This window comes from Actinomadura madurae, assembly GCF_047130825.1.
Classification (GTDB): Bacteria; Actinomycetota; Actinomycetes; order Streptosporangiales; family Streptosporangiaceae; genus Spirillospora; species Spirillospora madurae.
This window is the reverse complement of the sequence record NZ_CP083237.1, coordinates 10,088,539-10,114,031: the sequence shown is the minus strand read 5'-3', so window position 1 is coordinate 10,114,031 and position 25,493 is coordinate 10,088,539. Positions and strand designations below refer to the sequence as shown.

The following is a 25,493-nucleotide window of genomic DNA, read 5'->3' as shown; positions in this document are numbered from 1 at the left end:
GGGTGTTGATGTTCGACAGCGTCCTGGTCGCCAACCGCGGGGAGATCGCCGTCCGCGTCTTCCGCACGCTGCGGCGGCTCGGCGTCCGGTCGGTGGCCGTCCACACCGACGCCGACGCCCGGTCGCGGCACGTGCGGGAGGCGGACGAGGCGTTCCGCATCCCGTCGTACCTGGACATCGAGGCGGTGGTCTCGGCCGCGCGGACGGCCGGGGCGTCGGCCGTCCACCCCGGGTACGGGTTCCTGGCCGAGAACACGGCCTTCGCGCGGGCCTGCGGCGAGGCCGGCCTGGTGTTCATCGGTCCGCCGGCGGAGGCCATCGAGGCGATGGGCGACAAGATCCGCGCCAAGCGGACGGTCGCGGCGGCCGGCGTCCCGGTCGTCCCCGGACGGGACGAACCCGGCCTGTCCGACGCGGAGCTGAAGTCCGCCGCGCTGGAGGTCGGGCTGCCGGTGCTGCTCAAGCCGTCGGCCGGCGGCGGCGGGAAGGGCATGCGGCTCGTCCGGGACGCGGCCGACCTGCCGGAGGCCATCGCGTCCGCCCGCCGCGAGGCGCGCGGCTCGTTCGGCGACGACACGCTGCTCGCCGAGCGGTTCGTCGAGAACCCGCGGCACATCGAGATCCAGGTCTTCGCCGACGCGCACGGGAACGCGGTCCATCTGGGCGAGCGCGAGTGCAGCCTGCAGCGCCGCCACCAGAAGATCATCGAGGAGGCGCCGTCACCGCTGCTGGGGCCCCCGGCCCGGGAGCGCATGGGCGCCGCCGCCGTCGCCGCCGCGCGTGCCGTCGGGTACGTGGGCGCGGGGACGGTCGAGTACATCGTCTCCGCCGACCGCCCGGACGAGTTCTTCTTCATGGAGATGAACACCCGGCTCCAGGTCGAGCACCCCGTCACGGAGCTGGTCACGGGCCTCGACCTGGTCGAGCTCCAACTCCGGGTGGCCGCGGGCGAGCCGCTGCCGTTCGCGCAGGACGACGTCCGCCTGGACGGCCACTCCATCGAGGCGCGCGTCTACGCCGAGGATCCGGCGCGGGGGTTCCTGCCGACGGGCGGGCGCGTGCTGTCGCTGACCGAGCCCGACGGCGTCCGCGTCGATTCCGGCCTCGACGCCGGGACGGAGGTCGGGGGCTCCTACGACCCCATGCTCGCCAAGGTCGTCGTGCACGGCGCCGACCGCGCCGAGGCCCTGCACCGCCTCGACCGCGCGCTCGCCGGGTACACGCTGCTGGGCGTCCCGACGAACGTCGCGTTCCTGCGGGCCCTGCTCCGGCACCCGGCCGTCGTGTCGGGCGAGCTCGACACGGGGCTGGTCGAGCGATCCCTGGACGACCTGCTCTCGGGCACGGCCGTCCCGCCGGAGGTGCTCGCCGCCGCGGCGCTGGAGCGGATGCTCGCCCTCGAATCCGGCGACGACCCGTGGGACGTCCCGGACGGCTGGCGTCCCGGCGCGCACGCGTGGGCGCCGTGGATCATCACCCCGTCCGGCGGCGACCCGGTGGAGGTCCGCGTGCAGGGGCGGGCCGCGTCCGCCCGCGTCGCCGTCGGCGGCGACCCGCCGGTCGACGCGTCACTGACCAGGCCCTTCACGCTGACCTACGGTGGAAGGACGACCTCGTTCGAGGCCGCCCACGACGGGCGGACGCTGTGGCTCGGCCGGGACGGGCACGCGTGGGCGTTGAGCGAGCACGTCCGCGCCGAGGGCGGCGCCGCCGCGGGCGCCACGGGCGACGGGGTGCTGCGCAGCCCGATGCCGGGGACGGTCCTGGCCGTCAAGGCGGCCGAGGGCGACCACGTCGACGCCGGGCAGCCGCTGGTGGTCGTCGAGGCGATGAAGATGGAGCACACGGTCACCGCGCCGCTCGCCGGCGTCGTGGCGAAGCTGCCGGTCCGCGCGGGCGCGCAGGTCGCCCTGGACGCGGTGCTGGCCGTGATCGAGGAGGCGTGAGGATGCCGGTACCGCTGCCCGGCCTTCCCGAGCGGGTCACGATCTACGAGGTCGGGCCCCGGGACGGGCTGCAGAACGAGAAGGCGGTCGTCCCCGCCGGGGTCAAGTCGGAGTTCGTGACCCGGCTCGCGGACGCGGGCCTGCGCACGATCGAGACCACGAGCTTCGTCCACCCCAAGTGGGTGCCGCAGCTCGCGGACGCCGAGGAGCTGCTGGGCGTCCTGCCGCGCTCGCCCGAGCTGCGCTACCCGGTCCTCGTCCCGAACGAGCGGGGCCTGGACCGGGCGCTCGCCAACGGCGTCACCGAGATCGCGATCTTCGGCAGCGCGACCGAGACGTTCGCGCGCCGCAACCTGAACCGCACCGTGGACGAGTCGCTCGCGATGTTCGCCCCCGTCGTCGAGCGGGCCCGCGCCGAAGGGCTCTGGGTGCGCGCCTACGTGTCGATGGCGTTCGGCGACCCGTGGGAAGGCGACGTCCCGATCGAGCAGGTCGTCTCCGTGGCGTCCCGCATGATGGACATGGGCTGCTCGCAGCTCAGCATCGGCGACACCATCGGCGTCGGCACGCCCGGCCACGTCACCGCGCTCATCGAGGCCTTCGCCGCGGCGGGCATCGGCACCGACCGGCTCGCCGTCCACTTCCACGACACCTACGGGCAGGCGCTCGCCAACACCCTCGCCGCGCTCCACGCGGGCGTCACCGTCGTGGACGCGTCGGCGGGCGGCCTCGGCGGCTGCCCGTACGCGGAGAGCGCCACCGGCAACCTGCCCACCGAGGACCTCGTCTGGATGCTGGACGGACTCGGCGTCGAGACGGGCGTCGACCTGGCCGCGCTCGTCGCCACGAGCCGCTGGATGGCCGGCCACCTGGGCCGGCCCAGCCCGTCCCGCGTGGTCCAAGCACTGTCACCGTCACCGGATTCGGAGTAGCCCAGATGATCGACTTCACGCTCACCGACGAGCAGGAGGAGCTGCGGCGCACGGTCGAGCGGTTCGCCCGCGAGACGGTCGCCCCGGTGATCGGCGACCTGTACGAGCGCGGCGAGTTCCCGTACGAGATCGTCGCCGCCATGGGCAAGATGGGGCTGTTCGGGCTGCCGTTCCCCGAGGAGCACGGCGGCATGGGCGGCGACTACTTCGCCCTCTGCCTCGCCCTGGAGGAGCTGGCGCGCGTCGACTCCTCGGTGGCGATCACACTGGAGGCCGGGGTGTCGCTCGGCGCGATGCCGATCTACCGGTTCGGTTCGGCGGAGCAGAAGGAGCGGTGGCTGCCGCAGCTCACGTCCGGGGAGAAGCTGGCGGGCTTCGGGCTGACGGAGCCGGGCGGCGGGTCGGACGTGCCCGGCGGCATGCGCACCACGGCGCGGCTGGACGGCGACTCGTGGGTGATCAACGGCTCGAAGGCGTTCATCACCAACTCCGGCACCGACATCACCGCGTTCGTGACCGTCACCGCGTTCACCGGCGACGGCGAGATCTCCACGATCATCGTCCCGAACGGCACCCCGGGCTTCACCGTCGGGCGCAAGTACTCGAAGGTCGGCTGGTCGGCGTCCGACACCCGCGAGCTGTCGTTCGACGACGTCCGGGTGCCGGCGGAGAACCTGGTCGGCGAGCGGGGCCGGGGCTACGCCCAGTTCCTGCGCATCCTGGACGAGGGCCGCATCGCGATCGCCGCCCTGTCGGTCGGCCTCGCCCAGGGGTGCGTGGACGAGTGCCTGCGCTACGTCCACGAGCGGCAGGCGTTCGGCAAGGAGATCGGCCGCTACCAGGCCATGCAGTTCAAGATCGCCGACATGGAGCTGCGCGCGCACACCTCCCGCCTCGCCTACTACGCCGCCGCGGCGAAGATGCTGGCGGGCGAGCCGTTCAAGAAGGAGGCGGCGATCGCCAAGCTGGCCGCCTCGAACGCCGCCATGGACAACGCCCGCGACGCCACCCAGATCTTCGGCGGCTACGGCTTCATGAACGAGTACCCCGTCGGCCGCTTCTACCGCGACGCGAAGATCCTCGAAGTGGGCGAGGGCACCTCGGAGGTCCAGCGCATGCTGATCGCCCGCGCCCTCGGCCTCCCCCCGTCCTGACCCGGGCCGGGGGCGCCGGGCCCGGAGGCCCGGCGCCCGCCGGCCGCGCCCTCAGCGGATCTTGGAGAAGTCGATCACCTTCGTCTCCTGGTCGCCGATGACGAAGGCCATCGTCTGGCCGATCCGGAAGTTGCTGAAGCCCTTGCCGATCTCGGCGTCGAGCAGCTTTCCGCTCCGCAGGTCGTAGAGGGTCATGCTCGAGGACATCATCCCAGGGGCCCGGTAGAGGACGAACCGGTCGCCGATCACGTTCTGGTCGATGAGGTGCTCCGTGAGCAGCAGCCGCCCGGCCTTCCCGTCCCTGCGCTGGACCGCGTTCTGCATGGGCTTACCGTGGTAGCCGGTGTCCGTCGGCCTGCCGAGGCACCAGGTCACCCCGCACGACCACGAGCCCTTGAACGGCGCGAGGACGGCCTTGCGCCGCTCCCCCGTCCGCACGTTCCACAGGTCCCGGTAGCGGATGCTCCCGGCCTTGTCCGCGACCGTACCCGGCAAGCCGAGCCAGGGCCAGGAGACGACCCGGAACCCCGTGCTGCCCGCGATCTTCGCGGCCGGTCCGCCCGCCAGGGGCACCCGGTACACGCCCTGATCGGTCTCCCAGATCACGGTCCCGTCCTCGATGAACAGGCCGGACGTCGGCGACCCCGCCTCAGCGATCTTGCGCGCCGGGCCGCCCGCCAGCGGGGCGGTCCAGATCTCCGTCACCGTGCGGCCGCCGGTCCTGCGGGCCAGGCCCCAGGCCACCTGGTCGTCTCCCACGGCGAAGGCCGCGTCATAGGACTTCGGCCCCTTCGGAGGGACGATCCGGGTGATGACGTCCGCCTTGCCGGTCTTGAGGTCGTACGCCCACACCCGGTCGATGATCCCGGACGCCGAGGTGGTCGTCCCGATCAGCCGGTGGCCGTCCAGCAGCGTGAGCGGGTCCAGCGGACGCCCGTTGGGCAGTCTCCGCGGCACCGTGCGCACGGCGTCCGGCCACCGGTCGCTCACCTTCACGGGCGGGCCGAGTTCGGCGGCGGTCACCGGCCTCAGCTTCCCGGGCCCGGCGGCGGGCGGCGGATCGTCGCCGGAGCGCAGCACCGCGCCGGCCGCGCTCGTCCCGCCGAGGACCATCGCGACGGCGAGCGCGGCTGCCGAGACCCGGCGGCGCGCCCTCCTGCGGTGCCCCGCCTCCACCTGTTCCAGCAGTCCCGGCGGGACGGTCGGGGCCTCGTCCGCCGCGGTCGCCAGGGTGCCGCGCAGCGCCCGGCTGAACTCATCGGCCATGGTGTCCTCCCGGCGTCGGCGCGGCGGCCGGACGCCAGTCCGCGCGAAGCTTGTCGAGTGCGCGGGCGGCCTGGCTGCGCACCGTCCCGCGCGATATGCCGAGCGTCCCGGCGATCTCCTCGTCGGACAGGTCCTCGTAGTAGCGCAGCACCAGCACCGCGCGCTGCCGCGGCGGCAGGAGGGTGAGCGACTCCCATAGCCGCGGGTCGTGCTCGGCCCTGTCCAGGCCCGGGTCGTCGTAGCGCCGCTCGGGGACGCGGCCGACCAGCTGCTCGCGTCTTCTCCGCCGCCAGGCGCTGATGTGCTGCCGCGCCATGATCTTCCGGACGTAGCCTTCGGGGTCGCTCTTGTTCGCGACCCGGCCCCACGCGCCGCGCAACCTGATCAGCCCTTCCTGCAAGAGGTCCGCCGCGTCATGGGCGTTGCCGGTGAGCACATAGCCGTAACGCAGCAAGGCCTGGGCACGGGTCGCCACGAATTCCTCGTATGTCACGCCGTCGTCGTCCACGAAGCCGTCCCTTCCATCACTCCGAGGACGCCCGGCGCTCCCGATCTGTTGCACGGCCGGGCGGATCGGGGTCAGGTGCGGCAGGCGGTGAACGTGGTGAGGTCGGAGAGGTCGCGGCGGGTGACGATGGCGAAGCGGCGGCGCAGTTCGCGCTCGACGCGGTCGAGCTGGTCGTCCGGCAGGGCGAGGCGGCGGGCGAGCCTGGACGACCCCTTGCCGCCGTGCTCGGCGATCACGACACGTCCTCCGGGGCGCGTGACGCGGCGGAGCTCGTCCAGTCCGGCCTCAAGGCAGGGCCAGATCCCGACGTTGTTGACCGAGACGACGCAGTCGAACTCGGCGTCGCCGAAGCCGGTGTCGGCGGCGGTGCCGAGGCGCAGGTCCGCCCGCGGCGCGTGTTTCAGGGCCATCCTCCGCATCTGCGGGGACGGGTCCACGCCGCACACCCGCCCGGTGGCGGTGCGAGCCAGGCGGCGCGTCAACGCTCCCGGCCCGTACCCGACCTCCAGGACGTCCTCTCCCGGCCGGACGTCGAGCAGGGCGGCCACCTCGTCCTGCCTGTTCATCCGGAACATGACGCGTCCGGCGAGGTGCCCGCGCAGCCCGCTCGGCAGGACGAAGGGCGATCGGGTGGCCTTGCCCGTCGTCCACGGTCTCGGTTCCACACCCGGGGTGTTCCCCGGCGTGGAGCCCGGAATCCGTCCCGGACGAGGCCGCGCGCGGTAGGGTCGGCGAATGCTGCTGCGCGCGTACGGGATCGCCCGGTCGCTGGTCGTGTACTACGGCATTCCAGGGAAGCACCGGCGCGCGAAGCGCCTCTACGGTGAGTTTCTCGGTGCCGGCGACGTCGCGTTCGACGTCGGCGCGCACGTGGGCGGGCGCGTGCGCGTGTGGCGCGGCCTGGGGGCGCGCGTGATCGCGGTGGAACCGCAGCCCGACTGCCTGCGCGTCCTGCGGCTGTTCTTCGGCCGTGACCACGAGGTCACCATCGTGCCGGGGGCCGTCGGGGCCAAGCCGGGGCGGGCGCAGCTCGCGATGTCGACGGCCACGCCGACGGTCTCGTCCATGTCGCCCGGCTGGATCACGTCGGTGACCCGGGACGACAGCTTCGCCCGCGTCCGCTGGGACCGCTCGATCGAGGTCGGGGTGACGACGCTGGACGACCTCATCGCGGCGCACGGCGTCCCGGCCTTCTGCAAGATCGACGTCGAGGGCTTCGAGGCGGACGTGCTGGCGGGCCTCACCCGGCCGCTGCCCGCCCTGTCGTTCGAGTACGTCCCGTCGGCGCACGACGCGTCCATGGAGGCGCTGCGCCTGGTGGAACGGCTCGGCGACTACGTCTACAACTACTCCCCCATCGAGACGATGCGGTTCGCGAGCCCGCGCTGGCTGGAGGCGGGGGAGCTGCGGCGGCAGCTCGAACGGATCCGTCCCCGCGGCCGGTCCGGCGACGTCTACGCTCGCCTCCGGACCGGCGGGGACCGTCCCTCAGCCTGACGCCTTCACTGACCGTTCTCCTTCGCGACCGCCTCGCGCACGGCCGGGACGATCTCCTGCGCCCAGCGCGCGAGGGACACCGGGTCCTGCGTCCCGCCCCCGGGCGAGAACAGGATGAAGCCCGACGCGCCGTGCTCCAGCACCGCCCCGGTCAGCTCCTCGACCCACTGGTCGGCGGACCCGCCGGTCCACCGGCCGTCGCGGTTCCGGGTGGCGGGCCGCGGCAGGTCGGTGATGCGTCCGGGGAGATTGAAGACCGTGCGGACCTCGCCCGGGTCGCGGCCGGCGGCGGCGGCCGCCTCGTCGATGATCGGCCGGGACGTCCGGTAGCGCTCGCTGAGCCAGTCCGCCGCGTGGCCGGGGAGCCAGCCGTCGGCCACCCGCCCGGTCGCGGCCAGGGACTTCGCGCCGACCGACCCCGTCCACACCGGGGGTGCGGGGACCGGGGCGGGCTCGATCTCGTCCACCCGGTAGTGGCGTCCGTGGAAGGTCACCGGCGGGCCGCCGCCCGACAGCTTCCTGACCAGGACGATCGCCTCCTCGAAGGCCTCCACGGCATCCGACGGCGAGAGCTTGGGGACTCCCATGTCGGAGATCCGGTCCCACAGGCCGCCCGCGCCCATGCCGAGGACGACCCGCCCGCCGGACAGCGCCGACAGGGTCGTCACCATCCGCGCGAGCATGGGGGCCGGACGGGTCGGCAGGTTGGTGACGTTGGCGAAGCCCGCCAGGTGCTCCGTGCGCCCGAGGATGAACCCGAGCGAGGCGTAGGTGTCCAGGCGGGTGCCGATGTAGGGGTGGTCCGACAGGGAGAAGATGTCGAGCCCGTCCTGGTCGGCCTGCCGGGCCAGTCGCAGCAGCTCGGGACCGTCGTCGATCCCGCTGTGCGCGCCGAAGCCGAAGATGATGTCGCGTACCGGCATCGCTCCTCCTCTCATTCGGAGCCGGCCGTGCCGAACAGCTCGGCGAAGCGGCCGGTGAACAGGTCGGCGCCCTTGTACTCGACCACCGTCGCGGTCGGGACGACCGACGGGCCGTCGGGCGTGGGCAGCTGGCCGACGCCTCCGCGCGGGCCGAGCGGGAGCAGGATCATGGGGTCGGCCGCCGCCCGGTAGACCGCCGCCGGCCGCTCGCCGCGCAGCTGCGCCGTGATGTTCCGCGCCACGACCTCGGCGTGCTGCATCGCGTACCCGGCTCGCTTGGTCTCGGCCAGGTCGGTGATGTCGCCGACCGCGTAGACGTGGTCGTGCCCGCTGACGTTCAGGTTCTCGGTGACGGGGACGTGGCCCCGCGCCGTCCGGGCCGTGAGCCGGCCGTCGGCGAGGTAGCCGCTGTTGACGTCCACGCCGTGGGCGCGGAACCAGATGTCGGCGGTGATCTCCTCGCCGCCGGCGGTGGTCACGGTGAAGGTCTCGGCCCGGCCGCTCTCGACCGCCGGCGGCGCCGTCAGGGCCGTGCCCAGCCGCAGCCGGACGCCGAGTTCACCGAGCTGGCGGTGCAGGTCCTCGCGCATCGCGTCCTCGAAGCCGGGGAGCACCTCCCCGGCCGGGTCGATGATCGTCACCTGCTTGCCCGGCCACACCTCCTTGATCTCCCCCGCCAGCTCCAGCCCGACCGCCCCGGCACCGGCGATCAGCACCCGGTCGGCGCCGGCCAGCTCCTTGTGCGTGCGGCGCAGGTCGTCCAGAGCCTCGCCGGTCGAATGGGCGGCGGGCTTGGCCGGGTAGGCGTAGCTGGAGCCGGTCGCCAGGACCAGGTAGTCAGCGTCGACCCGCCGCCCGGAGGCCAGCGTGACGCCTCCGGGGTCGGCGGAGACCGCGCGGTCCCGGATCACCGTCCCCCTGGCGAGCAGCCGGTCATAGGGAAAGAACATGTTCCCCGCCCAGTCGGGCCGGGTGAGCGCCCGCAGCGCTCCGGACGCGTTGGCGAACGCGTCCCGTGGATCGATGAGGATGACGTCGGCCTCGGCGTCCAGCGCCTTGGCGACCGCCGCTCCCCCGTAGCCACCGCCGATGACCGCAACCGTACGGCTCATGGTGCACACTCCGAAAGGCAAGGTTGAGTTCGTAGTACGAACCATATTAGTTCGTACTACGAACTGCAACCTTCGGTCTCCGGGAATGCGGTCTCACCGCGTGCGGGCGGCTCCTTCGTCGGGCTCCGCGAACACCACCGGGACCTCGTTGTCCGTCACGACGCGGCCGAGCAGACCGGCGAGCGCGTCACGCTCGGCGTCACTGAACCCCACCGGGAGCTTGTCGATCCGCCGGCAGGTCTCGTCGTAGAACGCGTCCACGAGCTTGGCGCCCTGCGCGGTCAGCGCGACCCGGACGGCGCGCATGTCCTCGGGGTCCGCCTCCCGCCGGACCAGGCCGTTGCGCTCGGTGCGGTCCACCAGGCCGGTGAGGCTCGACTTGGCCAGCCCGAGCATCGCCCCCAGCTCGCTCATCCCGCGCGGCCGCGCCATCAGCACGCACATCAGCTGCCCCTGCTGCGCGGTGATGCCGTACTCCCGCGCCGACTCGGCATAGACGGCGTTCACCAGGAAGGCGCCCCGCACCAGCGCGGAGACGACTCCGATCTGCTCATCATCCTGCTTGCCCACGCGACCAGCATACCCCCGCGACCTTCGAAAATTCGTGCAACGAACTACCTGCCTACCCCTCTCACCCTCCGGCCGCGGCGCCAGCACCCTCCCATAGCTTGACAGCTAACTACATTAGCTTTACATTGAAGCTAACGACATTAGCCACCGCCTGGGAGGGCCCCATGAGCGCCGTCACCGCTCCCGCCACGTCCACCGCCGTCCGCACCGCGCGCCGCGTCGCCTGGTCCGCCGGCGCCCTCTTCTGGACGGCCTTCGCCGTCCTCGAAGGCGTCAACCACGGCTGGCTCGCCGCGGCCTTCGCCCTCGCCTTCTTCATAGCCCCGGACCTGACCTTCCTCGCGGGCCTGCGGGACGCTCACACCACCGAGCGCGGCCAGCTTCCGGCCCGCGCGGTGCCGTACTACAACGCCGCGCACCGCGCGCTGGTCCCGTTCGCCCTGATGATCGCCTACGCCGTCGGGCCCATCTTCTGGCCGCCGATCTTCGCGGGCCTGTGCGGCTGGATGGCCCACATCGCGCTCGACCGGGCCCTCGGCTACGGCCTCCGCGGCAAGGATGGCTTCCAGAGGTCCTGACCTGGGAGGATCGGTCCGTGAGCTACGACGAGAAGCTGGCCGAGCGCGTACGGGACATCCTTCAGGACCGCCCTGGCCTGACGCAGAAGCGGATGTTCGGCGGGATCGCGTGGCTGGTGGACGGCAACATGTCCGTCGTCGTCCGAAGCGAGGGCGACCTGATGGTGCGGGTCGCTCCCGAGGACCATGACGCGATGCTCGCCGAACCCGGCGCCGCCACCATGGTCATGCGCGGCCGCCCGCTCCGCGGCTGGATCACGGTGGCCCCGGACGCCTGCGCCACCCCGTCCGCCCTCACCACCTGGGTGGAACGCGGCCTCGCCTACGCCACGACGCTGCCCCCGAAGTAGCGCCACGCTCCGGCACTGCGCAGATCGTGCCGCCGACCGCACCCCGGTCACAGGCGGGTCACAGGTCCTGGCTCCGTGCTGTGACCGTCCGCCGGATAGAAATCGCGGCGGAAGGTGAGTCCGGATGGGCCACCTTGCGCCGGTTTCTTCGGTTCTGGGAGCTGTGCGTATCGCGGCCCATCACTTTCGTCGATCGAGAGGATGGGTGTGATCATGAGCCCCGATTCGCGTGGTGTCGACCGGCGGCGGCTGCTCGGGTGGGGCGGGCTGGCGGCCGCCGGCGCGGTGGCGGCCGGCGCGTCGCTGGGTGCCGCCCGGCCCGGCCACGCCGACCCTGCCCCGACCGGCGGCGACATCCCGCCGGACACCCGGCCCGGCGGGGCCTACGACCGGTACGTGGCGCGGCTGGCCGCCGAGGACCGGTTCTCCGGCGTGGTGATGCTGTCGCACAAGGGCCGGACGGTGCTGTCCCGCAGCTACGGCATGGCCGACAAGGAGAAGGGGATCCGTAACCACGAGGGCGTCGCGGTCAACCTCTCCTCGGGGATCCAGCCGTTCCTCTCGGTGGCCGTCCTGCAATTGGCGCAGCAAGGCAAGGTGGGCCTGGCGGACACGGTCGGCGCCCACCTGACGGGCTTCGCCAGGGACATCGCCGAGCAGGTGACCATCCACCATCTGCTCACCACGACCTCCGGTCTCAACGCCCCGGAGCTGGATCTGCAACGCGTCTTCCACAGCAAGGAGGAAGTGCACGAGTTCAACCGGCAGTGGACACGGCAGGCGGAGCTGGCGGCCCCTCCCGGCACGGACAACCAGGCCCACACCAACGGCGCCGGCGCCGGGCTCTCCATCGCCGCGCAGATCGTGGAGGCGGTGACCGGCACCACGTACTGGGATTATGTGCACGAGCACGTCTTCAGGCGCTGCGGCATGACCGGCTCGGCGTTCTACACCAGGCCGCAGTGGCTCACGGACGAGCACATCGCACACTCGTACATGCGGCAGGCCGACGGCAGCCGGGTGGACGCCGTCCGCAACCTGGACAAGGGCAGCATCCACCCGGCCATCCAAGGCAAGAACCCCGGCCGCGCCTTCATCGGCTATGCCACGGACGACGGCTTCGCCACCGCGCCGGACCTCGTCCGGTTCGTGCAGGCGCTTTATGACGGCACCGTCCTGGACAAGCCCTACGCCGACCTGCTGACCGGTGCAAAGTTCCCCCGGGCGGCGGCCGGGAACGGCACCCCACTCCCCCGACCGTCGTTCACGGGGTACACGGGGCCGATCAAGATCATCGCCGGGCAGTGGCTGTTCGGGCGCGGCGGCGGCACCGGCGGCAGCACCGCCAACTGGAACGTCTACCCGGACAGCGGCTGGGTCGGCGTCGTCCTCAGCAACTACGACGACGTGCCGATCCAGGAGATCACCCAGCAGGAGCTGCGGGCCATCACCGGCCAGAGCTGACGCGGGGTGAAGGTCGACCTTCAGGCAACCGTCGCGTCCGTTCGGACATCGAAGTGATCGTAGAACCGCGGGTGGATCTCACGGTCGGAGGAAAGCGGAGGCAGCGTGATCATCAGGGACTTGCACGGCCTGGTCGGCACGATCACCGGCGTGGTGCTCATCACGGTGGCCGCCCTGCCGTTGGCCGCGCTGGCGGTGTGGGTCCTGGCGCGCCGCCGGAGCCTCACCGGCACGCGGGCGCGAGCGTGGAAGACGTCGCTGGCCGATGTCGGCATCGTCTACGGGACGCTGCCGTGGGTGTGGATGATCATGTTGCCGGGGGGCCGGGCGGGCGACGTCCCCGGCCGGGTGAGCCTGGTGCCGCTCCGGGACCTGGTCTCCATGTCGACCACCCAGGTCATCGGCAACCTGCTGGTGTTCGCAGCGCTGGGATTCTTCGCCCCGCTGCGCTTCCGGGCGCTGGCGTCGCTTCCGCGGATCCTGGTGCTCGGGGCGGCCGGCTCCGCCCTGGTCGAGACCGCGCAATACGTCCTGCGACTGGACCGGGTGTCCTCGGTGGACGACATCCTGCTCAACGCCGCGGGCGCCGGTCTGACCGCCCTGGCGTCACGCCACTGGTGGCGCACCACGGCCAACGCGTCGTCAGACCGACTCCCACCGACCCCGAAGCCGCACGAAGGAACCCCGGGCAATGCCGTTGTCAGGACTCCGAGTCGAACACACCGGCCTTAACGTCCGCGAGCAGCGAAGCCCACGCGGACGGCGCGATGGAGAGCATCGGCCCGTCAGCATCCTTGGAGTCACGCAGCGCCACACCATGCCCGCTCATCGGGGCCGCCTCGACGCACTGACCCTCGCTGCCTTCGCTGTAAGTACTCTTCCGCCATATCAGAGCGGCCTCAGCTTCACTGGAGCCGCTCTGTCGCCATCCCATGCTGGCATTCGCCTGATCGGTCATATCTTTGACCTTAGCTTCTCGATCAGTTCTAGTGAATCCTCCACGGACAGCGAGGATTTCAACAGTTGCACGTAAGACCAATCGTACCGACGCACGTCCTTGTCCGCCTCCAGGTACCACCCTGCGGTGAGGTTCTCGACCAGCACGACTGAAAGATCACGCGTGCTGATAACGCTGAAAGATCCATTGATGCCAGCATGCGCCCCGGCGGAGAACGGGAGCACCCGGACGGTGACGTGCCCCAGTCGCGACGCCTCGATCAGGTGGCCTAGCTGGGCCTCCATTGTCGCTTCTCCTCCGATCCGCTGCCTGAGGGCCGCTTCACTGACTATCGCGTTGAACTGCGGCGGGCGCGGTTTCGAGAGAACCTCCTGTCGCCGGAGCCTCACCGCCGTCATGGCGTCCACCTCCACCGATTCCCCTTGCGAGCCCCCGACTTGCATGATCGCGCGAGCGTAGGCCTCGGTCTGCAAGAGTCCGGGAATTAGATGGAGCTGGAAGCTCTTGATGGAGTTGGCCTCACTTTCGAGACCGATATAGTCGACCGTGCTCGACAGAAGCCTTCCCTCGTAGCGATGCCACCACCCCTTCTCCGCCACGTGTTCGGCTAAGTCGAAGAGACACTCCCGATCTCGAGAATCGGTAACCTCGTAGCGGTCGAGCATGTGCTCCAAGGCGGGGCGGCGGATGCCGCGCTTGCCTGTTTCAAGCTTGCTCAGGGAGGAGGGGGTCCGGTGCAACAAGCGCGCCGCCCCCTGAAGCGTGAGGCCTCTCTCCTCACGGAGAGCGCGCAGCCGCTGGCCGAGCTTGCGGCTTCGCATGGTCGGGCGCTGCGGGTTGTCCATGGCGTAATCATTACCTGACGTTGAGTGACCATGGGGCGACGTCCGTCAAGTTGGCCAAAGTGACTCAGTCAAAAGTGACTCGGGCCATCGTGCCCGGGGACCTGGGGACGAGACGCGCGAACGTATCGCTCGCCACAGATCGTCCTGCCCACCCTCTTCGGTGACGACGACCGAGAGGAACGAGCGATGACGGTGCCGACGGTGAGGTTCGACGCGCTTCTGCTGCCGGGCGTGGAGCGGGCGGCTGGGCACGCGCGCCGGTGGCTGAGGGACATCCTGGACGGGCACCCGTGCTTGGACGACGCGTCGCTCTGCCTGAGCGAGCTGGTGACGAACGCCCTGCGGTACACCGACTCGGGGCGCGGCGGTCAGATCCTTGTGGAGGTGAGCCACTCGGACCTGTCCGTTCGCATCGAGGTCGTGGACGACGGCGGCGCCGCGACCGTCCCGCACCTCGCCGGGCCGGGCGAGACGGCGATCGGCGGCCGGGGCCTCCGCATCGTCGCCTTCCTCTCCGGCGGCTGGGGCGTCGTTCGGCGCGCGAGGGGCCACTCCGTGTGGTTCGAGATCGGCCGCGGCTGAGGGCCCGACGGCTCAGCGGGCGCTCGGCCGGTTCGAGGGCGAGGGGCTCTCGGTCTGCTCGCGGATCAGGGCGAGGGTGCAGGCCCGTTCGTGGCGGGCACCGATGCGCTCGAACCGCCGGGCCGCGTCCGTGAGCTCGCCGACGTCGCGGTGGAGGCGCCCGGAGGCGCGGGTGAGGCAGGCGGCGGCCCACGCGTTCTCCGCGGCGGCGTCCAAGGCGGCGGCCAGGCGGCTCGGGGCGTCCGGCAGGCCGGCGGCGACGGCGAGTTCGGCCCCGGCCGCGCGGGCGTAGCCCCGGTACCAGTCCTGGGGCGGGAAGGCGGCGAACGCCTGCTCCACCAGGGCCGGAGCGTCGCGGGACCGCCCGGACCGCAGGGCGGTGCGGGCGTCGACGAACGCCGCGTAGGAGGCCAGGTAGCGGGACCGGGCGTCTCCGGCGATCCGCTCCGCGCGGGCGCGCCACAACGGGAGACCGTCCTCGTCGCCGAGCAGCCCGTGGGCCAGGGCGACGGCGGCGACCGAGGGCGCCATCCAGGCGAGCGGGCCCCCGGCGTGTTCGCAGACGTCCCACAGCGTCGCGGCGCGGGACAGTGCCCCGTCGAGGTCGCCCATGAGGACCAGCGCCTGGACGAGGGTGCTCATCGCGACCGGCGACCGGGTGCCGATGAGGTCGTCGGACGCGGCGAGGCCGACCGCCGACAGCGCCGCGCGCAGGTCGCCGGCCGCGACGGCGCAGGCGGTGGCCATGTGGTAGGTGTCGGTGATCTCCGGGGCGGAGCTCGGGACGTCGCGCGGCATCGCCGGAAGCAGGCCCAGGCGTTCGGTGGCGATCCGGTGCGCCTCCCGGAACCGGCCCGTGGTCAGGGCGGCGATGCCGGACGCGTCCAGCGCGGCCGACAGCAGGACCGGGTCGCGGGTGGTCCGGGCGGAGGCCAGCGCCTCCTCGGCCAGGGAGGGGTCCGGGGTCACCTTCTCGGCGCCGTGGTTCCACGCCCTGGCGGCGGCGACATGCGCGGCCACGATCGGGTCGCGGGCGTTCCCCGCGGCGACGGCCCGGGCCAGCAGGTCCCGCAGGCGCTCGTGGGGGATCTCGGTGTCGAATCCGGACGGGTGCCGCTCGGCGGTCACCACGGCGAACGCGAGGGTGACCGCCTCGCCGTCGCCGTCGCCCGCCCTGCGGGACTGCTCCGCCGACTCCAGGAGGAGATCGAAGGCCCGGCCGGTCTCGATCAGGGCGTGCGCGGCGTCCGCGGCGTCCCGAAGGTCGAGGGCCGCCTCGTCCGGCGCGGGCGCCCGCCGGGCCGCCTCCTGGTAGTGGCCGGGTGCCTCGCCGAGGAACCGGCGTGCGTAGGTGAGATGTCCGAGGGACCGGGCGAGGCGGTGCGGCACGTCCGCACGGCCGGGCGGCGCGTCTGCGAGCGCCGCGCGCAGGTCGGCGGCGACGGCGTCGAAGCGGTCGCGCCAGTCGCCGTCCAGCAGGGCCTCCAACTCGGCGGCGGTGTCGGCGGCCCACCGCAGGTACCGTCTCCGGACGGCCTCATGCGCGGCACCGGCGGCCAGCCGCTCCGCGGCGAACGCGCGGACCGTCTCCAGCATGCGCCACCGGCCCTCCGCGGTGCGGACCACGAGGCTCTTGTCGACCAGCCGCCCGAGCAGGTCCGCGGCCGTCCCCGCCCCGAGGTCCGGGACGACGGCCCCCACGGCCGCCAGGTCGAACCCGCCGACGAACACCGAGAGGCACTCGAACAGCATCTTCTCGTCGTCGGTCAGCAGGTCGTGGCTCCAGCGGATGACCCCGCGCAGGGACCGGTGCCGCTCCACCGGCCCGCGGCCTCCGGTCAGCAGCCGCAGCACATCGTCCAGTGCCGCCAGCAGTCCGGTCGTCCCGAGGGACGCGGCGCGCGCCGCGGCGAGCTCGATCGCCAGCGGCATCCCGTCCAGCCGGCGACAGATCTCGGCGACGTCGGCGCGGGCGGCGGTGAATCCCGGATCGGCCGCCGCGGCGCGGTCCAGGAACAGCCGTTCGGCGTCGGAGTCCACCGGGAGCGGGCGGACGGGGACGGTCCGCTCGCCCTGCACGCCGATGCGCTCACGGGCGGTGGCCAGGACGGTCACGGTCGGGCATGCCGTGAGCAGCCGCTCGACGAAGCCGGCGGCCGCGTCGAGGAGATGCTCGCAGTTGTCCAGGACCAGCAGCGTCCGGCCCCGGGCGAGGCGGCGGGCGATGATGTCGTCCAATGACCGGCCGGGCCGCTGGGTCACGCCGAGCGCGGACGCCACCGCCTGCGTGACCAGCGCCTCGCCGACCGGCACGAGGTCGACGAAGGCACCGCCGAGCGGGAACGCGGGCGCTGCCGCCTCGGCGGCCACCGCCGCCAGCCGCGTCTTGCCGACCCCGCCGGTGCCGAGGAGGGTCACCAGCCGCTCCTTCTCCAGCAGGGCGAGCACCGTCGCGATCTCCTCGGCACGTCCGAAGAACGCGGTCCGTGCGGCCGGCAGGCCGGCGACGTGCCCCGGCGGAGGCGTGCCGCGCCGCGCCTCCTCCGCCAGCTCCCAGCGGTCGGCCACGCCGTACTTGCGCAGGAGCGAGGAGATGTGGCTCTCGACGGTCCGGACCGAGATGTGGAACCTGCCGGCGATCTGGACGTTCGACAGCCGCTCGGCGAGCGCCGCGAGGACCTCCGCCTCACGTTTCGACACCTGGACCGGACGATGAGGAGTCACCACGCCAGTTTCCCCGACCCCGGAGCCGTGACGGCCCTGCGAGCCACCGCGGTCGTTGCCGGAACCGCAAGTTCTCGTGCCAGGTCATCCCGCGTCTGGCAAGACTGGGCAGGTCAGGAAGGAGACCACCGTGCCCAGCACCACGCGCGGCAAGCGCCGCGGCGACACCCCGCCGCCCAGGACCGGGAACGACGAGGCCGAGACCTTGCGCGGATTTCTCGACTATCTGAGAACATCGATCGCCGCGAAGGTCGAGGGGGCGCCCGAACCGCAGGTGCGAACGGCCGCGGTGCCGTCGGGCACGAACCTGCTCGGCCTGCTCAACCACCTGACCTTCGTCGAGCGCTCGATGTTCCTCGGCGACAGGGTCACGAACTGGCAGGCGACGTTCCAGGCCGCGTCCACCGACAGCGTGGCCGACGTCGTCGCCCGCTACCGGGAGGCGGTCGAGCGCGCGAACGACGTGCTCGACGGGTGCGCCGACCTCGGGGCCCCGGTCCCCCGGCCGGCGTCCGGGAAGCCCGCCCCCAGCGTCCGCTGGGCGCTCACCCACATGATCGAGGAGACCGGCCGCCACGCGGGCCACGCGGACATCCTCCGCGAGCTGATCGACGGCGCGACCGGACGCTGACACCCCCGCACGCCAGGTCTCCAGGGCCTCAGACGGCCGACGGCGCCTGGTCGAGGTCGATGACCCGGGCGAGGGCGGTCGCGGTGGCGAGGGTCGCTCCGCCGGAGTCGGTGAGTAACGCCTCCAGATGGGCCAGGTCGCCGTCGCGGCGGACGACGCGCCCGCGGCCGAACACCCAGCCCGGACGAGCCGGACGCTGGAACTCGGTCTTCAGTTCGAGCGTGGACTGGAACTGGCCGGGCCCGAGCGTGGCCAGTAACGCGGGTCCGACTGTGTCGTAGAGCATCGCGGCGAGGAACGCCCCCAGGACATTGCCCACGGGATTGGTGAAGTCCTCGGAGGCGTTGAACGCGAGCTCGACGGTGCCCCGAGGATCCGCTTCCAGGATCTCCATCCCCAGCGTGGCCGCCGCGCGAGGCAAGGGCGCCCTGCCCTCGACGGCGTCCCAGAACGGCCCGGAGCGTTCACTCGTCGGTTCGTCGTTCATTCGGTCCCTTTCTTGCCGAAGTACCAGGGTGGGGCGGGGCGCCGCACGCGCTTTGGACGTATTCGGCCGGCCGCGGCGTTCCCTCCGTCACGGCCGCGCGGATCGTCTCGCCCGGCCGCCGAGACCACCGAGACCGTCGACGATGACGTCGGCGAGGAACCGCGCGTGTTTCCCGTCGGGATCCAGGTCGGGGTCGAAGATGCACACCTCGGCTCCGACCGCGTCACCGGCCAGCTCCGCGAGGAGTACGGTCAGCTGCCGGGCGTCGAGACCGCCGGGGGCGGGGCTGTCGACGGCGGGCATGAAGGCCGGGTCGAGGACGTCCACGTCGACATGGAGCCAGTACCCGTCGAGTCCTTCGGCGGCGAGCGTGCTGCGGATCCGGTCCAGCGCGGCGGCGGGATCGGCGATCCACCGGCTCGCCGGGACCACGGTGCCGAGGACGCCGCGCACCTCGTTGATCGCGTCGTCGTCATCCCGGCAGCCGACGTGGACGACGTGCTCGGGGGCGAAGTACGGGGCCAGTCCCTCGATGTCGGACACCGCCGGGTAATGCAGGCCGACGGCGGCCGCGAGGTCCTCGCCGGCGACGCTCGCGCAGGCCTCCGAGTTTCCGGGATGGCGGAAGTCGGTGTGCCCGTCGATGTGGACGAGACCGTGGCGGCCCGTGCGGGACAGCGCGACCCCGGCGCCTATCAGGACGCTGCAGTCGCCTCCGAGGACGAGCGGGGCTCCCCCGCCGGCGATGATCGACTCGATGCGGTCGCCCAGCCGGACCGCGTGGTCGACGAGCGCGTCCTCATTGCGCACCCTCCCCGTCCCGGCGCGCCAGTCGTCGACGTAGCGGCCCGCGAGGACGGTCCCGGCGTCCTGCGCTCCCTCGTCCAGGAGCCGGCGATGGAGGCCGGCCTCGCGCAGGGCCTCCGGCGCCTTGGCGCATCCGGGGACGCTCGTCGGTTGCGGCGGGCGCAAGCCGAGGTTCGTCGGCGCGGCCAGAATCGAGAGGGTCATCGGTCCTCCCCGGTCAGGCGTCCTGTGAGCCATTCCATTGCCATCGGCCCCACACCTCCCGGGACGGGCCTGCCGGTCACGGGATCGAACGGCACGTCCACCCATGCCACGACGTCTTCGCACAGGTAGGTGTGGTAGTCGCCGATCGCGGGCGAGTCGAGGTACTGGCTACCGCCGTGGCTGGTCCTCGCGTCCACGTACACGACGAGCGCGGGCGCCGCGTCCTCGCGTGCGAACAGCGCGTCCACCAGTTCGGGGAACTTCCGCCGGAAGGGCGTCCTGTTGCGCCACATGGAGACGGTCCCGCAATAGCCGTGCTCGCGCAGCTCGCCTTCGAGGTCTGTCCATGGCGGCATTCGGTCTCCTGACTTCCCGGTCAGATAACCTGCGAGGAAGTTAGGCGGTTATCCGGAGCAGTGTCAACCAGTGACTCACTTTACCGGTTAGGGCCTCGGAGGCAGAGCGTGCGAGAGCTTCCCCCGTCGATGCGCCTCACCATCGACTTCCTCAACACCGTCGACGTCGAGGAGGGCACCGACATCCTCGGCGACGGTCCGGCCGCGCTGGCGGACTGGCTGGTCGAGAAAGAACTGTGCCGCTCCAGACCGACACTGACGGCGGCGGACGTCACGGCGGCGACGGACCTGAGACGCGGCCTGCGCGCGCTGGCACTGGCCAACACCGGGGAACCGGTCGCCACAGATGACGTCCATGCCGCCCAGAAGGTTCTCGCCACGCTGCCCTTCGAGATGCGCCTCCCGGTCGACACCGCGACCGGCCCCGTCTTCACCACGACGTCCGACGACGTCCTGTCCGACGCTCTGGGACAGATCGCCACCGCCTACCACGCCGCCGCGATCCGGGGCGACTGGTCGCGCGTGCGGCGCTGCCCGGCATCCGACTGCGCCTGGGTCTTCTGGGACTCCTCCAAGAACGCGTCCAGGCGATGGTGCTCCATGCGCGTCTGCGGCAACCGAGCAAAAACCCGAGCCTTCGCCGAACGCAACAAACCCACCCCCACCTGAGCGGGTCGCCGTACCTTCGAGGTCGAGCGGAAAGGCACCGGAGCGTCGGCCATCCTGAGACGGGTTGTACTGTGTTCCGGGCACTTGGGAAGCTTTGCCGCGAACGAGCCGGCAACGTCCGGCGCAGTCTCCACATCGTCACTTTCGCGGCCGTTGCCCGTTGCATCACGTCTTGCGACGTATCACCGCATATCCCTTTCTCGCGTGGCGCATGGCGTTGCACCTTAGATCGACAAATATGTATCCCTTCCGGTATTGCCCGATCACTGCGCGGCAGGCACCCTGGATACTCGCGCCACTGCACTCCCACTCGGAACACCTGGCGCACCAAAAGGGACATTGGGTACATATAGCCCACTACTCCCTTTGCTCGGGCGGCGGCCGATACTACCCGGTATAACCGACACGCCCGACCCGACTGCGCTACACATGGACGCGCCAGGCGGATCAATCGCCTCAAAACCGTGGGTCGACACGAAGGACCACCACTATGCCCGATGAATGCGCGCAGACCAAAACACCTGATCCCGATCCAAATATCAACGATTTGGAGTGGCGCCGAAGTTGCTCTAATGACTCAAACTGCCTCGAGATAGCTTCAACGCCTTCAGGCGAGATCTTGGTACGAGTCTCCACAAACTCCTCTGTTGTCCTCCGCTTCACCCAGGCGACGTTCTCGCAATTCATAAAGAAAATAAAAACTCACACATCCTGACCGGACATCAACCCGGCCGCCGGCGGCTCGCCGGAGTTCCACTCATCGGCCAATTGAGATATCCGAAGCATGGACTCGTCCGCCGAAAGCGAGATCGACCTCAACGCGTCCCAGCACATTCGGTACATGTGGGTGATGCTGTCGTCCTGCAGTTCGGCCATCGTCGATAGATTGTCTATATAGACGACATCGGGGAATTTCACGTCGTAGGTCGGAGCGAACTCCAGAAGCGTGAAGGTTTCCGAGAAGACGGGCTCCCTGGGCTTGTCCAGTGGAAGAACGTGGATCTGCACGTGCGGCAGGGCCGCCAGCTCCAGCAGACTCGCCAGCTGCCGTCTCATAACACCTCGATCGCCGATGAGCCGCAGCAGGACGGACTCATCGATCACGGCGGAGATGGCGAGCGGTCGCTCCCGATGCAGCAGTTGCCGGCGGCGCATCCGCAACTCCAGGCGTCGCGCGACCTCGCGGGGGGTGGAAACGGCGATCACCCGTCCGCTCTCCAAGACGGCGTGCGCGTACTCCTCGTCCTGGAGAAGCCCCGGGACTGCGTACGCCGTGAAGGTCATGGCCACCCGAGCCTCGTCCTCCAGCGCCACATAGGCACCGAATTTCTCGGAAAGCACATCACGGTACTCGGCCCACCACCCCGGTTGCGTCGCCGACTGAGCGAGGGCCAGGACCTCGCCCATGTGCGCTTCGTCCACTCCGTACAACTCAAGGAGCAGGCGCACGTCAGAGACACGGACACCGATACGGGCTGTCTCTATCCGGCTTAGTTTGGAGGACGACCAATCGAGTCGTGCCGCGGTCTCCTCGACCGTGTCGCCGAGTCGCTCTCTCAGACGTCGCAACTCGGCGCCGAGCCGGCGTCGGCGGACGGTCGGCGCTGCTGCCACCTTGCCTCCCAGCGGATCGGGTTCGGCCTCCCACGGCCCGGACAGTCACCGTCGAGCAAGTTGCACTGCAAGGATACGTCTACAAAACGGGAGTAACCAGACCTCGCTGGAGCCGATCCTCTCCCTCTGACATCATCGGATCTCCCGTGGTCCTAACAACTTTCCCCATGGATACACAAGCGAGCCTCGACGATGCATCTGGCCATGCACCTTGCATCAAGCACGGAAAGGCCGCAAACTACAAATGGTCGCTCTTCTCTCCGGCGACCGACCTTCGTCGCACCATCCGGGTCCCCCCGAATCCGAATGGTCTGCGCGATCATGTCCCCCGGGACGACTCGTCTCGGCACGGACGCATTCCGGCTGTTGATTCGCGCGGCCGATCCTCCCGAGTCCGATCCGGGATGCGGGGGGGCACCGGCATACCGGCCGCGCGGGATTGGGGGCGCTCGGTGAGCAGCAACCCTGTGCACAGGAGCATTCTCGTCGTCGATCTGGAGAACTCGACGGCGGCACTTCGCACGAATCCGGTCAAGCAGGAGCTGCGGAGCCAGATCTACGGGCACCTACGGAAAGCCATGGCGAACACCGGGATCGACGATCGGTGGTGTGACCGGTTCGAGGATCGTGGAGACGGTGTTCTCGCCCTGTTCCATCCCGTCGATGAGTTGCCAAAAACATACCTGCTGTCAAGACTGATCCCGGGCCTCGCCCAGCAACTCATCGACTACAACCGGTCCCTCCCGGAAGCCGAACTGCCCAGCCGGAGCATGCGCATGCGGGCCGTGCTGCACGCGGGGGAAGTGCACCGGGACGAGAACGGGCCGTTCGGGGAGGCCATCGATCTGGCGTGCCGGTTACTGGATGCCCAGCGGGTGAAGAAGTGCCTCCGCACGAGCCTGTCGCCTCTCGTGCTCGTGGTCTCGGAGGACATCTACTGGGGCATCGTGCGCCATGGGTACGACGGGATCTGTCCCGCGTCGTACAAGTCGGGGCTCCGCGTCTTGGTCGGCGATCGGCGGCGGCAGGGCTACGTCCACGTGCCGCCGGCGCCGGACGCGGAGGGGAAGCGGTCCATGGCCGTGGCTTGAGTCAGGCAGGGCGGGCTTCCAGGACGGTGAAGGCGGGGGCTTGGGCGGGGGTGCCGGTGGGGCGGAGGCCGGCATCGTGGAAGAGCCGCTCGTACTGGGAGCGGGTGCGTTGCAGGCCGCCGCTGGTCATCGCGAGCACTTCGAGGTCGAGCCACTTCATGCGGGACGGGGCACGGACTCGAAGAAGTCGCCGCCGGCCATCCGGCAGCGGCCCGCCGCGACGGCCTGGCCGATGGGGCCGGCGTCGACGTCCACGATCGTCTCGCCGTGGGCGAACTCGCAGGCGGCGACGACGGGGGCGATGAACCGGCCGGGCCGCCACGCTGACCGCCTGGGAGACCCAGCCGCGCGTGAGCAGGCCCAGATGGTGTGGAGTTTCTCTCGCCGGGGGCGATGAGTTTCGGGCGGGACGCGGGTCGGCCCTCGTGGAGCGCGAGGGAGGTTGTGATGTCAGGTCCGTCACACTTCGTTGACCTCGATCGCGATTGAGGTCGGAGGGTGAGGGACGTGGAGCAGGGCGGATTTGTCGGACCCCGCTGGAATACTCCCGGAGAGCGCCAAGTTTAATGGTTCGCGAAAGTGTCAGTCGCTGCAGTATTTTGCGACGGTATCCCCTGAGACGTGCCCGACGGCCCCCGCGTGCCCGCATGCGGGGCTTGACGATTGGATGAGAGTTGACCGCTCCCGCATCTCCAAAGATGGCGGACGGCCCACTGAAGGAACCCGCCGCCGGCGATGGTCTCGACCGCGGCGTGCTCGCGGTCGCCGGTGTCGTCGTCCTCGGCGCGATCATGTCGATCCTGGACGTGACCGTCGTCAATGTGGCCATCAACGACCTGGCGAAAGAGTTCAACACCCCCCTGGCGACCATCCAGTGGGTCGCGACGGGCTACACGCTGGCACTGGCCACGGTGATCCCGATCACCGGATGGGCCTCCGCGCGGTTCGGCACCAAGCGGCTGTACATGATCTCGATCGGGCTGTTCGTGATCGGCTCGATGCTGGCCGGGATCGCCTGGTCTGCGGAGTCGCTGATCGCGTTCCGGGTGCTGCAGGGCCTCGGCGGCGGCATGATCATGCCGGCCGGCATGACGATCCTCACCCAGGCGGCGGGGCCGCAGCGGGTCGGCCAGGTGATGAGCATCGTCGGCGTGCCGATGCTGCTCGGCCCGATCCTCGGCCCGATCCTGGGCGGCTACCTCGTCGACGACGTCTCGTGGCGCTGGATCTTCTTCATCAACCTGCCGATCGGGATCGTCGCGCTGCTGCTGTCGGCGCGGATCCTCAAGCGGGACGAGCCGAAGCCGGCCGAGCGGCTGGACTTCATCGGCCTGCTGCTGCTGTCCCCCGGCCTGGCCACGCTGATCTACGGGGTGGCCCGGGGCGCCGAGATGAAGGACTTCCTGAAGACCGAGCCGCTGGCGTTCACTGTCGTCGGCACCGTGCTGGTCCTCGGCTTCGTCGTCCGGGCGCTGAACGCCCGGAACCCGCTGATCGACCTGCGGCTGCTGAAGCGGCGCTCGGTGGCGGCGGCGTCCGGCACGATGGTGCTGTTCATGATCGCGTTCATGGGCGCGATGCTGCTGCTGCCGCTGTACTACCAGATCGTGCGCGGCGAGGGCGCCCTGCAGTCCGGCCTGCTGCTGGCCCCGCAGGGCCTCGGCGCGATGGTCACGATGCCGATCGGCGGGAAGCTCACCGACCGGATCGGCCCCGGCCGGGTCGTGCTCGTCGGCATGGTGGTCGTGGTGCTGTCGGTGTCGGGCTTCGCCGCGATCCTCGAGGCCGACACGTCCTACTGGGCGCTGGGCGGGGCGCTGTTCGTGATGGGCCTCGGCATGGGCATGACGATGATGCCGACCATGGCGGCCGCGATCCAGACGCTCGTCCACGACGAGGTGCCGCGCGCGAGCACGATGCTGAACATCATCCAGCAGGTGTCGTCCTCCATCGGCACCGCGATGATCTCGGTGCTGCTGGCCAACCGGCTGGCGTCCGAGCTGGGCGGCGGGGCCGGCGGTGAGATCGGCAGCACCGAGAAGGTGCCGCCGGCGATCATGGAGAAGATCGCCGGGCCGATGGCCGACGCGTTCCAGCACACCTACTGGTACTCGGCGGGGCTGCTGCTCCTGGCCTTCCTGCCGGCGCTGCTGCTGCCGCGCAGAAAGCCGGAGACCGCGGGCGTCGACGCGCCCATGCCGATGCACTGAGCCGTCTCCCGGCGT

Annotated in this window: 28 protein-coding genes; 14 read left to right on the top strand and 14 right to left on the bottom strand. The window is 71.0% G+C overall.

Annotated elements, in window-relative coordinates:
* Positions 1-8: 8 nt before the first annotated feature.
* From K8Z49_RS47435 to K8Z49_RS47425, 3 genes are read left to right on the top strand one after another with little or no spacing between them, the layout of a single operon-like run.
* On the top strand, positions 9-1,946 hold the full coding sequence (locus tag K8Z49_RS47435) for an acetyl-CoA carboxylase biotin carboxylase subunit (RefSeq protein ID WP_111833400.1): 1,938 nt from the start codon (positions 9-11) through the stop codon (positions 1,944-1,946).
* A 2-nt stretch (positions 1,947-1,948) separates the two neighbouring features.
* Entirely contained in the window at positions 1,949-2,878 is a 930-nt protein-coding gene (locus K8Z49_RS47430; RefSeq protein ID WP_412517155.1) for a hydroxymethylglutaryl-CoA lyase, read from the top strand.
* Between the two features lie 5 nt (positions 2,879-2,883).
* Positions 2,884-4,032: an acyl-CoA dehydrogenase family protein gene (locus K8Z49_RS47425; protein ID WP_021596029.1), complete on the top strand. Its 1,149-nt coding sequence runs from the start codon at positions 2,884-2,886 to the stop codon at positions 4,030-4,032.
* A 51-nt stretch (positions 4,033-4,083) separates the two neighbouring features.
* On the opposite strand, the gene K8Z49_RS47420 is transcribed toward K8Z49_RS47425, so the two are convergent.
* From K8Z49_RS47420 to K8Z49_RS47410, 3 genes are all read right to left on the bottom strand, one after another.
* Positions 4,084-5,298 (bottom strand): hypothetical protein, encoded by a 1,215-nt coding sequence (locus K8Z49_RS47420; protein ID WP_412517154.1) that lies wholly within the window; start codon positions 5,296-5,298, stop codon positions 4,084-4,086.
* A complete protein-coding gene (locus K8Z49_RS47415) occupies positions 5,288-5,806 on the bottom strand; it encodes a SigE family RNA polymerase sigma factor (protein WP_021596027.1) in 519 nt (172 codons plus the stop codon). The genes K8Z49_RS47420 and K8Z49_RS47415 overlap by 11 nt, the downstream gene beginning before the upstream one ends.
* 71 nt (positions 5,807-5,877) lie before the next feature.
* Positions 5,878-6,471, bottom strand: a complete 594-nt coding sequence (locus K8Z49_RS47410; protein ID WP_021596026.1) for a class I SAM-dependent methyltransferase — start codon at positions 6,469-6,471, stop codon at positions 5,878-5,880.
* A gap of 70 nt (positions 6,472-6,541) precedes the next feature.
* Here K8Z49_RS47410 and K8Z49_RS47405 point away from each other — a divergent pair, with 70 nt between their 5' ends.
* Positions 6,542-7,303 carry an FkbM family methyltransferase gene (locus tag K8Z49_RS47405; protein ID WP_412517153.1) on the top strand — a complete coding sequence of 254 codons (762 nt, stop codon included), beginning with the start codon at positions 6,542-6,544 and terminating at the stop codon, positions 7,301-7,303.
* 5 nt (positions 7,304-7,308) lie between these two features.
* Here the strand turns inward: K8Z49_RS47405 and K8Z49_RS47400 are convergent, their stop codons facing one another.
* From K8Z49_RS47400 to K8Z49_RS47390, 3 genes are all read right to left on the bottom strand, one after another.
* Positions 7,309-8,226 carry an LLM class flavin-dependent oxidoreductase gene (locus K8Z49_RS47400; RefSeq protein WP_412517152.1) on the bottom strand — a complete coding sequence of 306 codons (918 nt, stop codon included), beginning with the start codon at positions 8,224-8,226 and terminating at the stop codon, positions 7,309-7,311.
* Positions 8,227-8,237: 11 nt separating this feature from the next.
* A complete protein-coding gene (locus tag K8Z49_RS47395; protein ID WP_412517151.1) occupies positions 8,238-9,338 on the bottom strand; it encodes an NAD(P)/FAD-dependent oxidoreductase in 1,101 nt (366 codons plus the stop codon).
* Positions 9,339-9,431: 93 nt separating this feature from the next.
* Positions 9,432-9,908, bottom strand: coding sequence for a MarR family winged helix-turn-helix transcriptional regulator (locus K8Z49_RS47390; RefSeq protein ID WP_021596022.1), 477 nt, complete (start codon positions 9,906-9,908; stop codon positions 9,432-9,434).
* 164 nt (positions 9,909-10,072) lie between these two features.
* On the opposite strand from K8Z49_RS47390, the gene K8Z49_RS47385 reads away from it, so the two are divergent.
* From K8Z49_RS47385 to K8Z49_RS47370, 4 genes are all read left to right on the top strand, one after another.
* The gene (locus tag K8Z49_RS47385) at positions 10,073-10,486 is read left to right on the top strand and encodes a DUF4260 family protein (RefSeq protein ID WP_021596021.1); all 414 of its coding nucleotides are present in this window, start codon (positions 10,073-10,075) and stop codon (positions 10,484-10,486) included.
* Between the two features lie 17 nt (positions 10,487-10,503).
* Positions 10,504-10,836 carry a TfoX/Sxy family protein gene (locus tag K8Z49_RS47380; RefSeq protein ID WP_021596020.1) on the top strand — a complete coding sequence of 111 codons (333 nt, stop codon included), beginning with the start codon at positions 10,504-10,506 and terminating at the stop codon, positions 10,834-10,836.
* Between the two features lie 213 nt (positions 10,837-11,049).
* Positions 11,050-12,300 (top strand): serine hydrolase domain-containing protein, encoded by a 1,251-nt coding sequence (locus K8Z49_RS47375; RefSeq protein ID WP_412517150.1) that lies wholly within the window; start codon positions 11,050-11,052, stop codon positions 12,298-12,300.
* A 105-nt stretch (positions 12,301-12,405) separates the two neighbouring features.
* Positions 12,406-13,032 carry a VanZ family protein gene (locus K8Z49_RS47370; RefSeq protein ID WP_412517149.1) on the top strand — a complete coding sequence of 209 codons (627 nt, stop codon included), beginning with the start codon at positions 12,406-12,408 and terminating at the stop codon, positions 13,030-13,032.
* Here K8Z49_RS47370 and K8Z49_RS47365 read toward each other — a convergent pair.
* Together K8Z49_RS47365 and K8Z49_RS47360 are read right to left on the bottom strand one after the other, a co-directional pair.
* A complete protein-coding gene (locus K8Z49_RS47365; RefSeq protein WP_412517148.1) occupies positions 13,001-13,258 on the bottom strand; it encodes a DUF397 domain-containing protein in 258 nt (85 codons plus the stop codon). The genes K8Z49_RS47370 and K8Z49_RS47365 overlap by 32 nt on opposite strands.
* Complete coding sequence (locus tag K8Z49_RS47360; RefSeq protein ID WP_412517147.1) at positions 13,255-14,103, bottom strand: helix-turn-helix domain-containing protein; 849 nt, start codon at positions 14,101-14,103, stop codon at positions 13,255-13,257. Before K8Z49_RS47360 ends, K8Z49_RS47365 begins: the two co-directional genes overlap by 4 nt.
* 186 nt (positions 14,104-14,289) lie before the next feature.
* Between K8Z49_RS47360 and K8Z49_RS47355 the strand changes: the two genes are divergently transcribed.
* A complete protein-coding gene (locus K8Z49_RS47355) occupies positions 14,290-14,685 on the top strand; it encodes an ATP-binding protein (protein WP_021596515.1) in 396 nt (131 codons plus the stop codon).
* A gap of 12 nt (positions 14,686-14,697) precedes the next feature.
* Here the strand turns inward: K8Z49_RS47355 and K8Z49_RS47350 are convergent, their stop codons facing one another.
* Positions 14,698-17,385, bottom strand: coding sequence for an ATP-binding protein (locus K8Z49_RS47350; protein ID WP_412517146.1), 2,688 nt, complete (start codon positions 17,383-17,385; stop codon positions 14,698-14,700).
* A 154-nt stretch (positions 17,386-17,539) separates the two neighbouring features.
* Here K8Z49_RS47350 and K8Z49_RS47345 point away from each other — a divergent pair, with 154 nt between their 5' ends.
* The gene (locus K8Z49_RS47345; RefSeq protein ID WP_412517145.1) at positions 17,540-18,040 is read left to right on the top strand and encodes a DinB family protein; all 501 of its coding nucleotides are present in this window, start codon (positions 17,540-17,542) and stop codon (positions 18,038-18,040) included.
* A gap of 28 nt (positions 18,041-18,068) precedes the next feature.
* Here the strand turns inward: K8Z49_RS47345 and K8Z49_RS47340 are convergent, their stop codons facing one another.
* The 3 genes from K8Z49_RS47340 to K8Z49_RS47330 form a co-directional block, all read right to left on the bottom strand.
* Entirely contained in the window at positions 18,069-18,527 is a 459-nt protein-coding gene (locus tag K8Z49_RS47340) for a PaaI family thioesterase (protein ID WP_021596518.1), read from the bottom strand.
* A gap of 87 nt (positions 18,528-18,614) precedes the next feature.
* On the bottom strand, positions 18,615-19,538 hold the full coding sequence (locus K8Z49_RS47335) for an arginase family protein (RefSeq protein WP_021596519.1): 924 nt from the start codon (positions 19,536-19,538) through the stop codon (positions 18,615-18,617).
* Positions 19,535-19,894 (bottom strand): hypothetical protein, encoded by a 360-nt coding sequence (locus K8Z49_RS47330; protein ID WP_181663428.1) that lies wholly within the window; start codon positions 19,892-19,894, stop codon positions 19,535-19,537. The genes K8Z49_RS47335 and K8Z49_RS47330 overlap by 4 nt, the downstream gene beginning before the upstream one ends.
* 108 nt (positions 19,895-20,002) lie before the next feature.
* Between K8Z49_RS47330 and K8Z49_RS47325 the strand changes: the two genes are divergently transcribed.
* Positions 20,003-20,563, top strand: a complete 561-nt coding sequence (locus K8Z49_RS47325) for a CGNR zinc finger domain-containing protein (protein ID WP_412517144.1) — start codon at positions 20,003-20,005, stop codon at positions 20,561-20,563.
* A gap of 490 nt (positions 20,564-21,053) precedes the next feature.
* Positions 21,054-21,278, top strand: a complete 225-nt coding sequence (locus K8Z49_RS47320; protein ID WP_111833163.1) for a DUF397 domain-containing protein — start codon at positions 21,054-21,056, stop codon at positions 21,276-21,278.
* Here the strand turns inward: K8Z49_RS47320 and K8Z49_RS47315 are convergent.
* The gene (locus K8Z49_RS47315; protein WP_412517143.1) at positions 21,266-22,177 is read right to left on the bottom strand and encodes a helix-turn-helix domain-containing protein; all 912 of its coding nucleotides are present in this window, start codon (positions 22,175-22,177) and stop codon (positions 21,266-21,268) included. The genes K8Z49_RS47320 and K8Z49_RS47315 overlap by 13 nt on opposite strands.
* Positions 22,178-22,581: 404 nt before the next feature.
* Here K8Z49_RS47315 and K8Z49_RS47310 point away from each other — a divergent pair, with 404 nt between their 5' ends.
* On the top strand, positions 22,582-23,268 hold the full coding sequence (locus K8Z49_RS47310; RefSeq protein ID WP_412517142.1) for a hypothetical protein: 687 nt from the start codon (positions 22,582-22,584) through the stop codon (positions 23,266-23,268).
* Position 23,269: 1 nt separating this feature from the next.
* On the opposite strand, the gene K8Z49_RS47305 is transcribed toward K8Z49_RS47310, so the two are convergent.
* Positions 23,270-23,428: a hypothetical protein gene (locus tag K8Z49_RS47305; RefSeq protein WP_412517141.1), complete on the bottom strand. Its 159-nt coding sequence runs from the start codon at positions 23,426-23,428 to the stop codon at positions 23,270-23,272.
* Positions 23,429-23,966: 538 nt separating this feature from the next.
* On the opposite strand from K8Z49_RS47305, the gene K8Z49_RS47300 reads away from it, so the two are divergent.
* Complete coding sequence (locus K8Z49_RS47300; protein ID WP_075019999.1) at positions 23,967-25,478, top strand: DHA2 family efflux MFS transporter permease subunit; 1,512 nt, start codon at positions 23,967-23,969, stop codon at positions 25,476-25,478.
* Positions 25,479-25,493 lie beyond the last annotated feature (15 nt).

Bases quoted from the DNA above. Each gene is read 5' to 3' on its own strand.
- K8Z49_RS47435 (WP_111833400.1), top strand. From the start codon at position 9: ATGTTCGACAGCGTCCTGGTCGCCAACCGCGGGGAGATCGCCGTCCGC.
- K8Z49_RS47430 (WP_412517155.1), top strand. From the start codon at position 1,949: ATGCCGGTACCGCTGCCCGGCCTTCCCGAGCGGGTCACGATCTACGAG.
- K8Z49_RS47425 (WP_021596029.1), top strand. From the start codon at position 2,884: ATGATCGACTTCACGCTCACCGACGAGCAGGAGGAGCTGCGGCGCACG.
- K8Z49_RS47420 (WP_412517154.1), bottom strand. From the start codon at position 5,298: ATGGCCGATGAGTTCAGCCGGGCGCTGCGCGGCACCCTGGCGACCGCG.
- K8Z49_RS47405 (WP_412517153.1), top strand. From the start codon at position 6,542: ATGCTGCTGCGCGCGTACGGGATCGCCCGGTCGCTGGTCGTGTACTAC.
- K8Z49_RS47400 (WP_412517152.1), bottom strand. From the start codon at position 8,226: ATGCCGGTACGCGACATCATCTTCGGCTTCGGCGCGCACAGCGGGATC.
- K8Z49_RS47395 (WP_412517151.1), bottom strand. From the start codon at position 9,338: ATGAGCCGTACGGTTGCGGTCATCGGCGGTGGCTACGGGGGAGCGGCG.
- K8Z49_RS47385 (WP_021596021.1), top strand. From the start codon at position 10,073: ATGAGCGCCGTCACCGCTCCCGCCACGTCCACCGCCGTCCGCACCGCG.
- K8Z49_RS47375 (WP_412517150.1), top strand. From the start codon at position 11,050: ATGAGCCCCGATTCGCGTGGTGTCGACCGGCGGCGGCTGCTCGGGTGG.
- K8Z49_RS47365 (WP_412517148.1), bottom strand. From the start codon at position 13,258: ATGACCGATCAGGCGAATGCCAGCATGGGATGGCGACAGAGCGGCTCC.
- K8Z49_RS47360 (WP_412517147.1), bottom strand. From the start codon at position 14,103: ATGGACAACCCGCAGCGCCCGACCATGCGAAGCCGCAAGCTCGGCCAG.
- K8Z49_RS47355 (WP_021596515.1), top strand. From the start codon at position 14,290: ATGACGGTGCCGACGGTGAGGTTCGACGCGCTTCTGCTGCCGGGCGTG.
- K8Z49_RS47340 (WP_021596518.1), bottom strand. From the start codon at position 18,527: ATGAACGACGAACCGACGAGTGAACGCTCCGGGCCGTTCTGGGACGCC.
- K8Z49_RS47335 (WP_021596519.1), bottom strand. From the start codon at position 19,538: ATGACCCTCTCGATTCTGGCCGCGCCGACGAACCTCGGCTTGCGCCCG.
- K8Z49_RS47330 (WP_181663428.1), bottom strand. From the start codon at position 19,894: ATGCCGCCATGGACAGACCTCGAAGGCGAGCTGCGCGAGCACGGCTAT.
- K8Z49_RS47320 (WP_111833163.1), top strand. From the start codon at position 21,054: ATGCCCGATGAATGCGCGCAGACCAAAACACCTGATCCCGATCCAAAT.
- K8Z49_RS47310 (WP_412517142.1), top strand. From the start codon at position 22,582: ATGCGGGGGGGCACCGGCATACCGGCCGCGCGGGATTGGGGGCGCTCG.
- K8Z49_RS47305 (WP_412517141.1), bottom strand. From the start codon at position 23,428: ATGAAGTGGCTCGACCTCGAAGTGCTCGCGATGACCAGCGGCGGCCTG.
- K8Z49_RS47300 (WP_075019999.1), top strand. From the start codon at position 23,967: ATGGCGGACGGCCCACTGAAGGAACCCGCCGCCGGCGATGGTCTCGAC.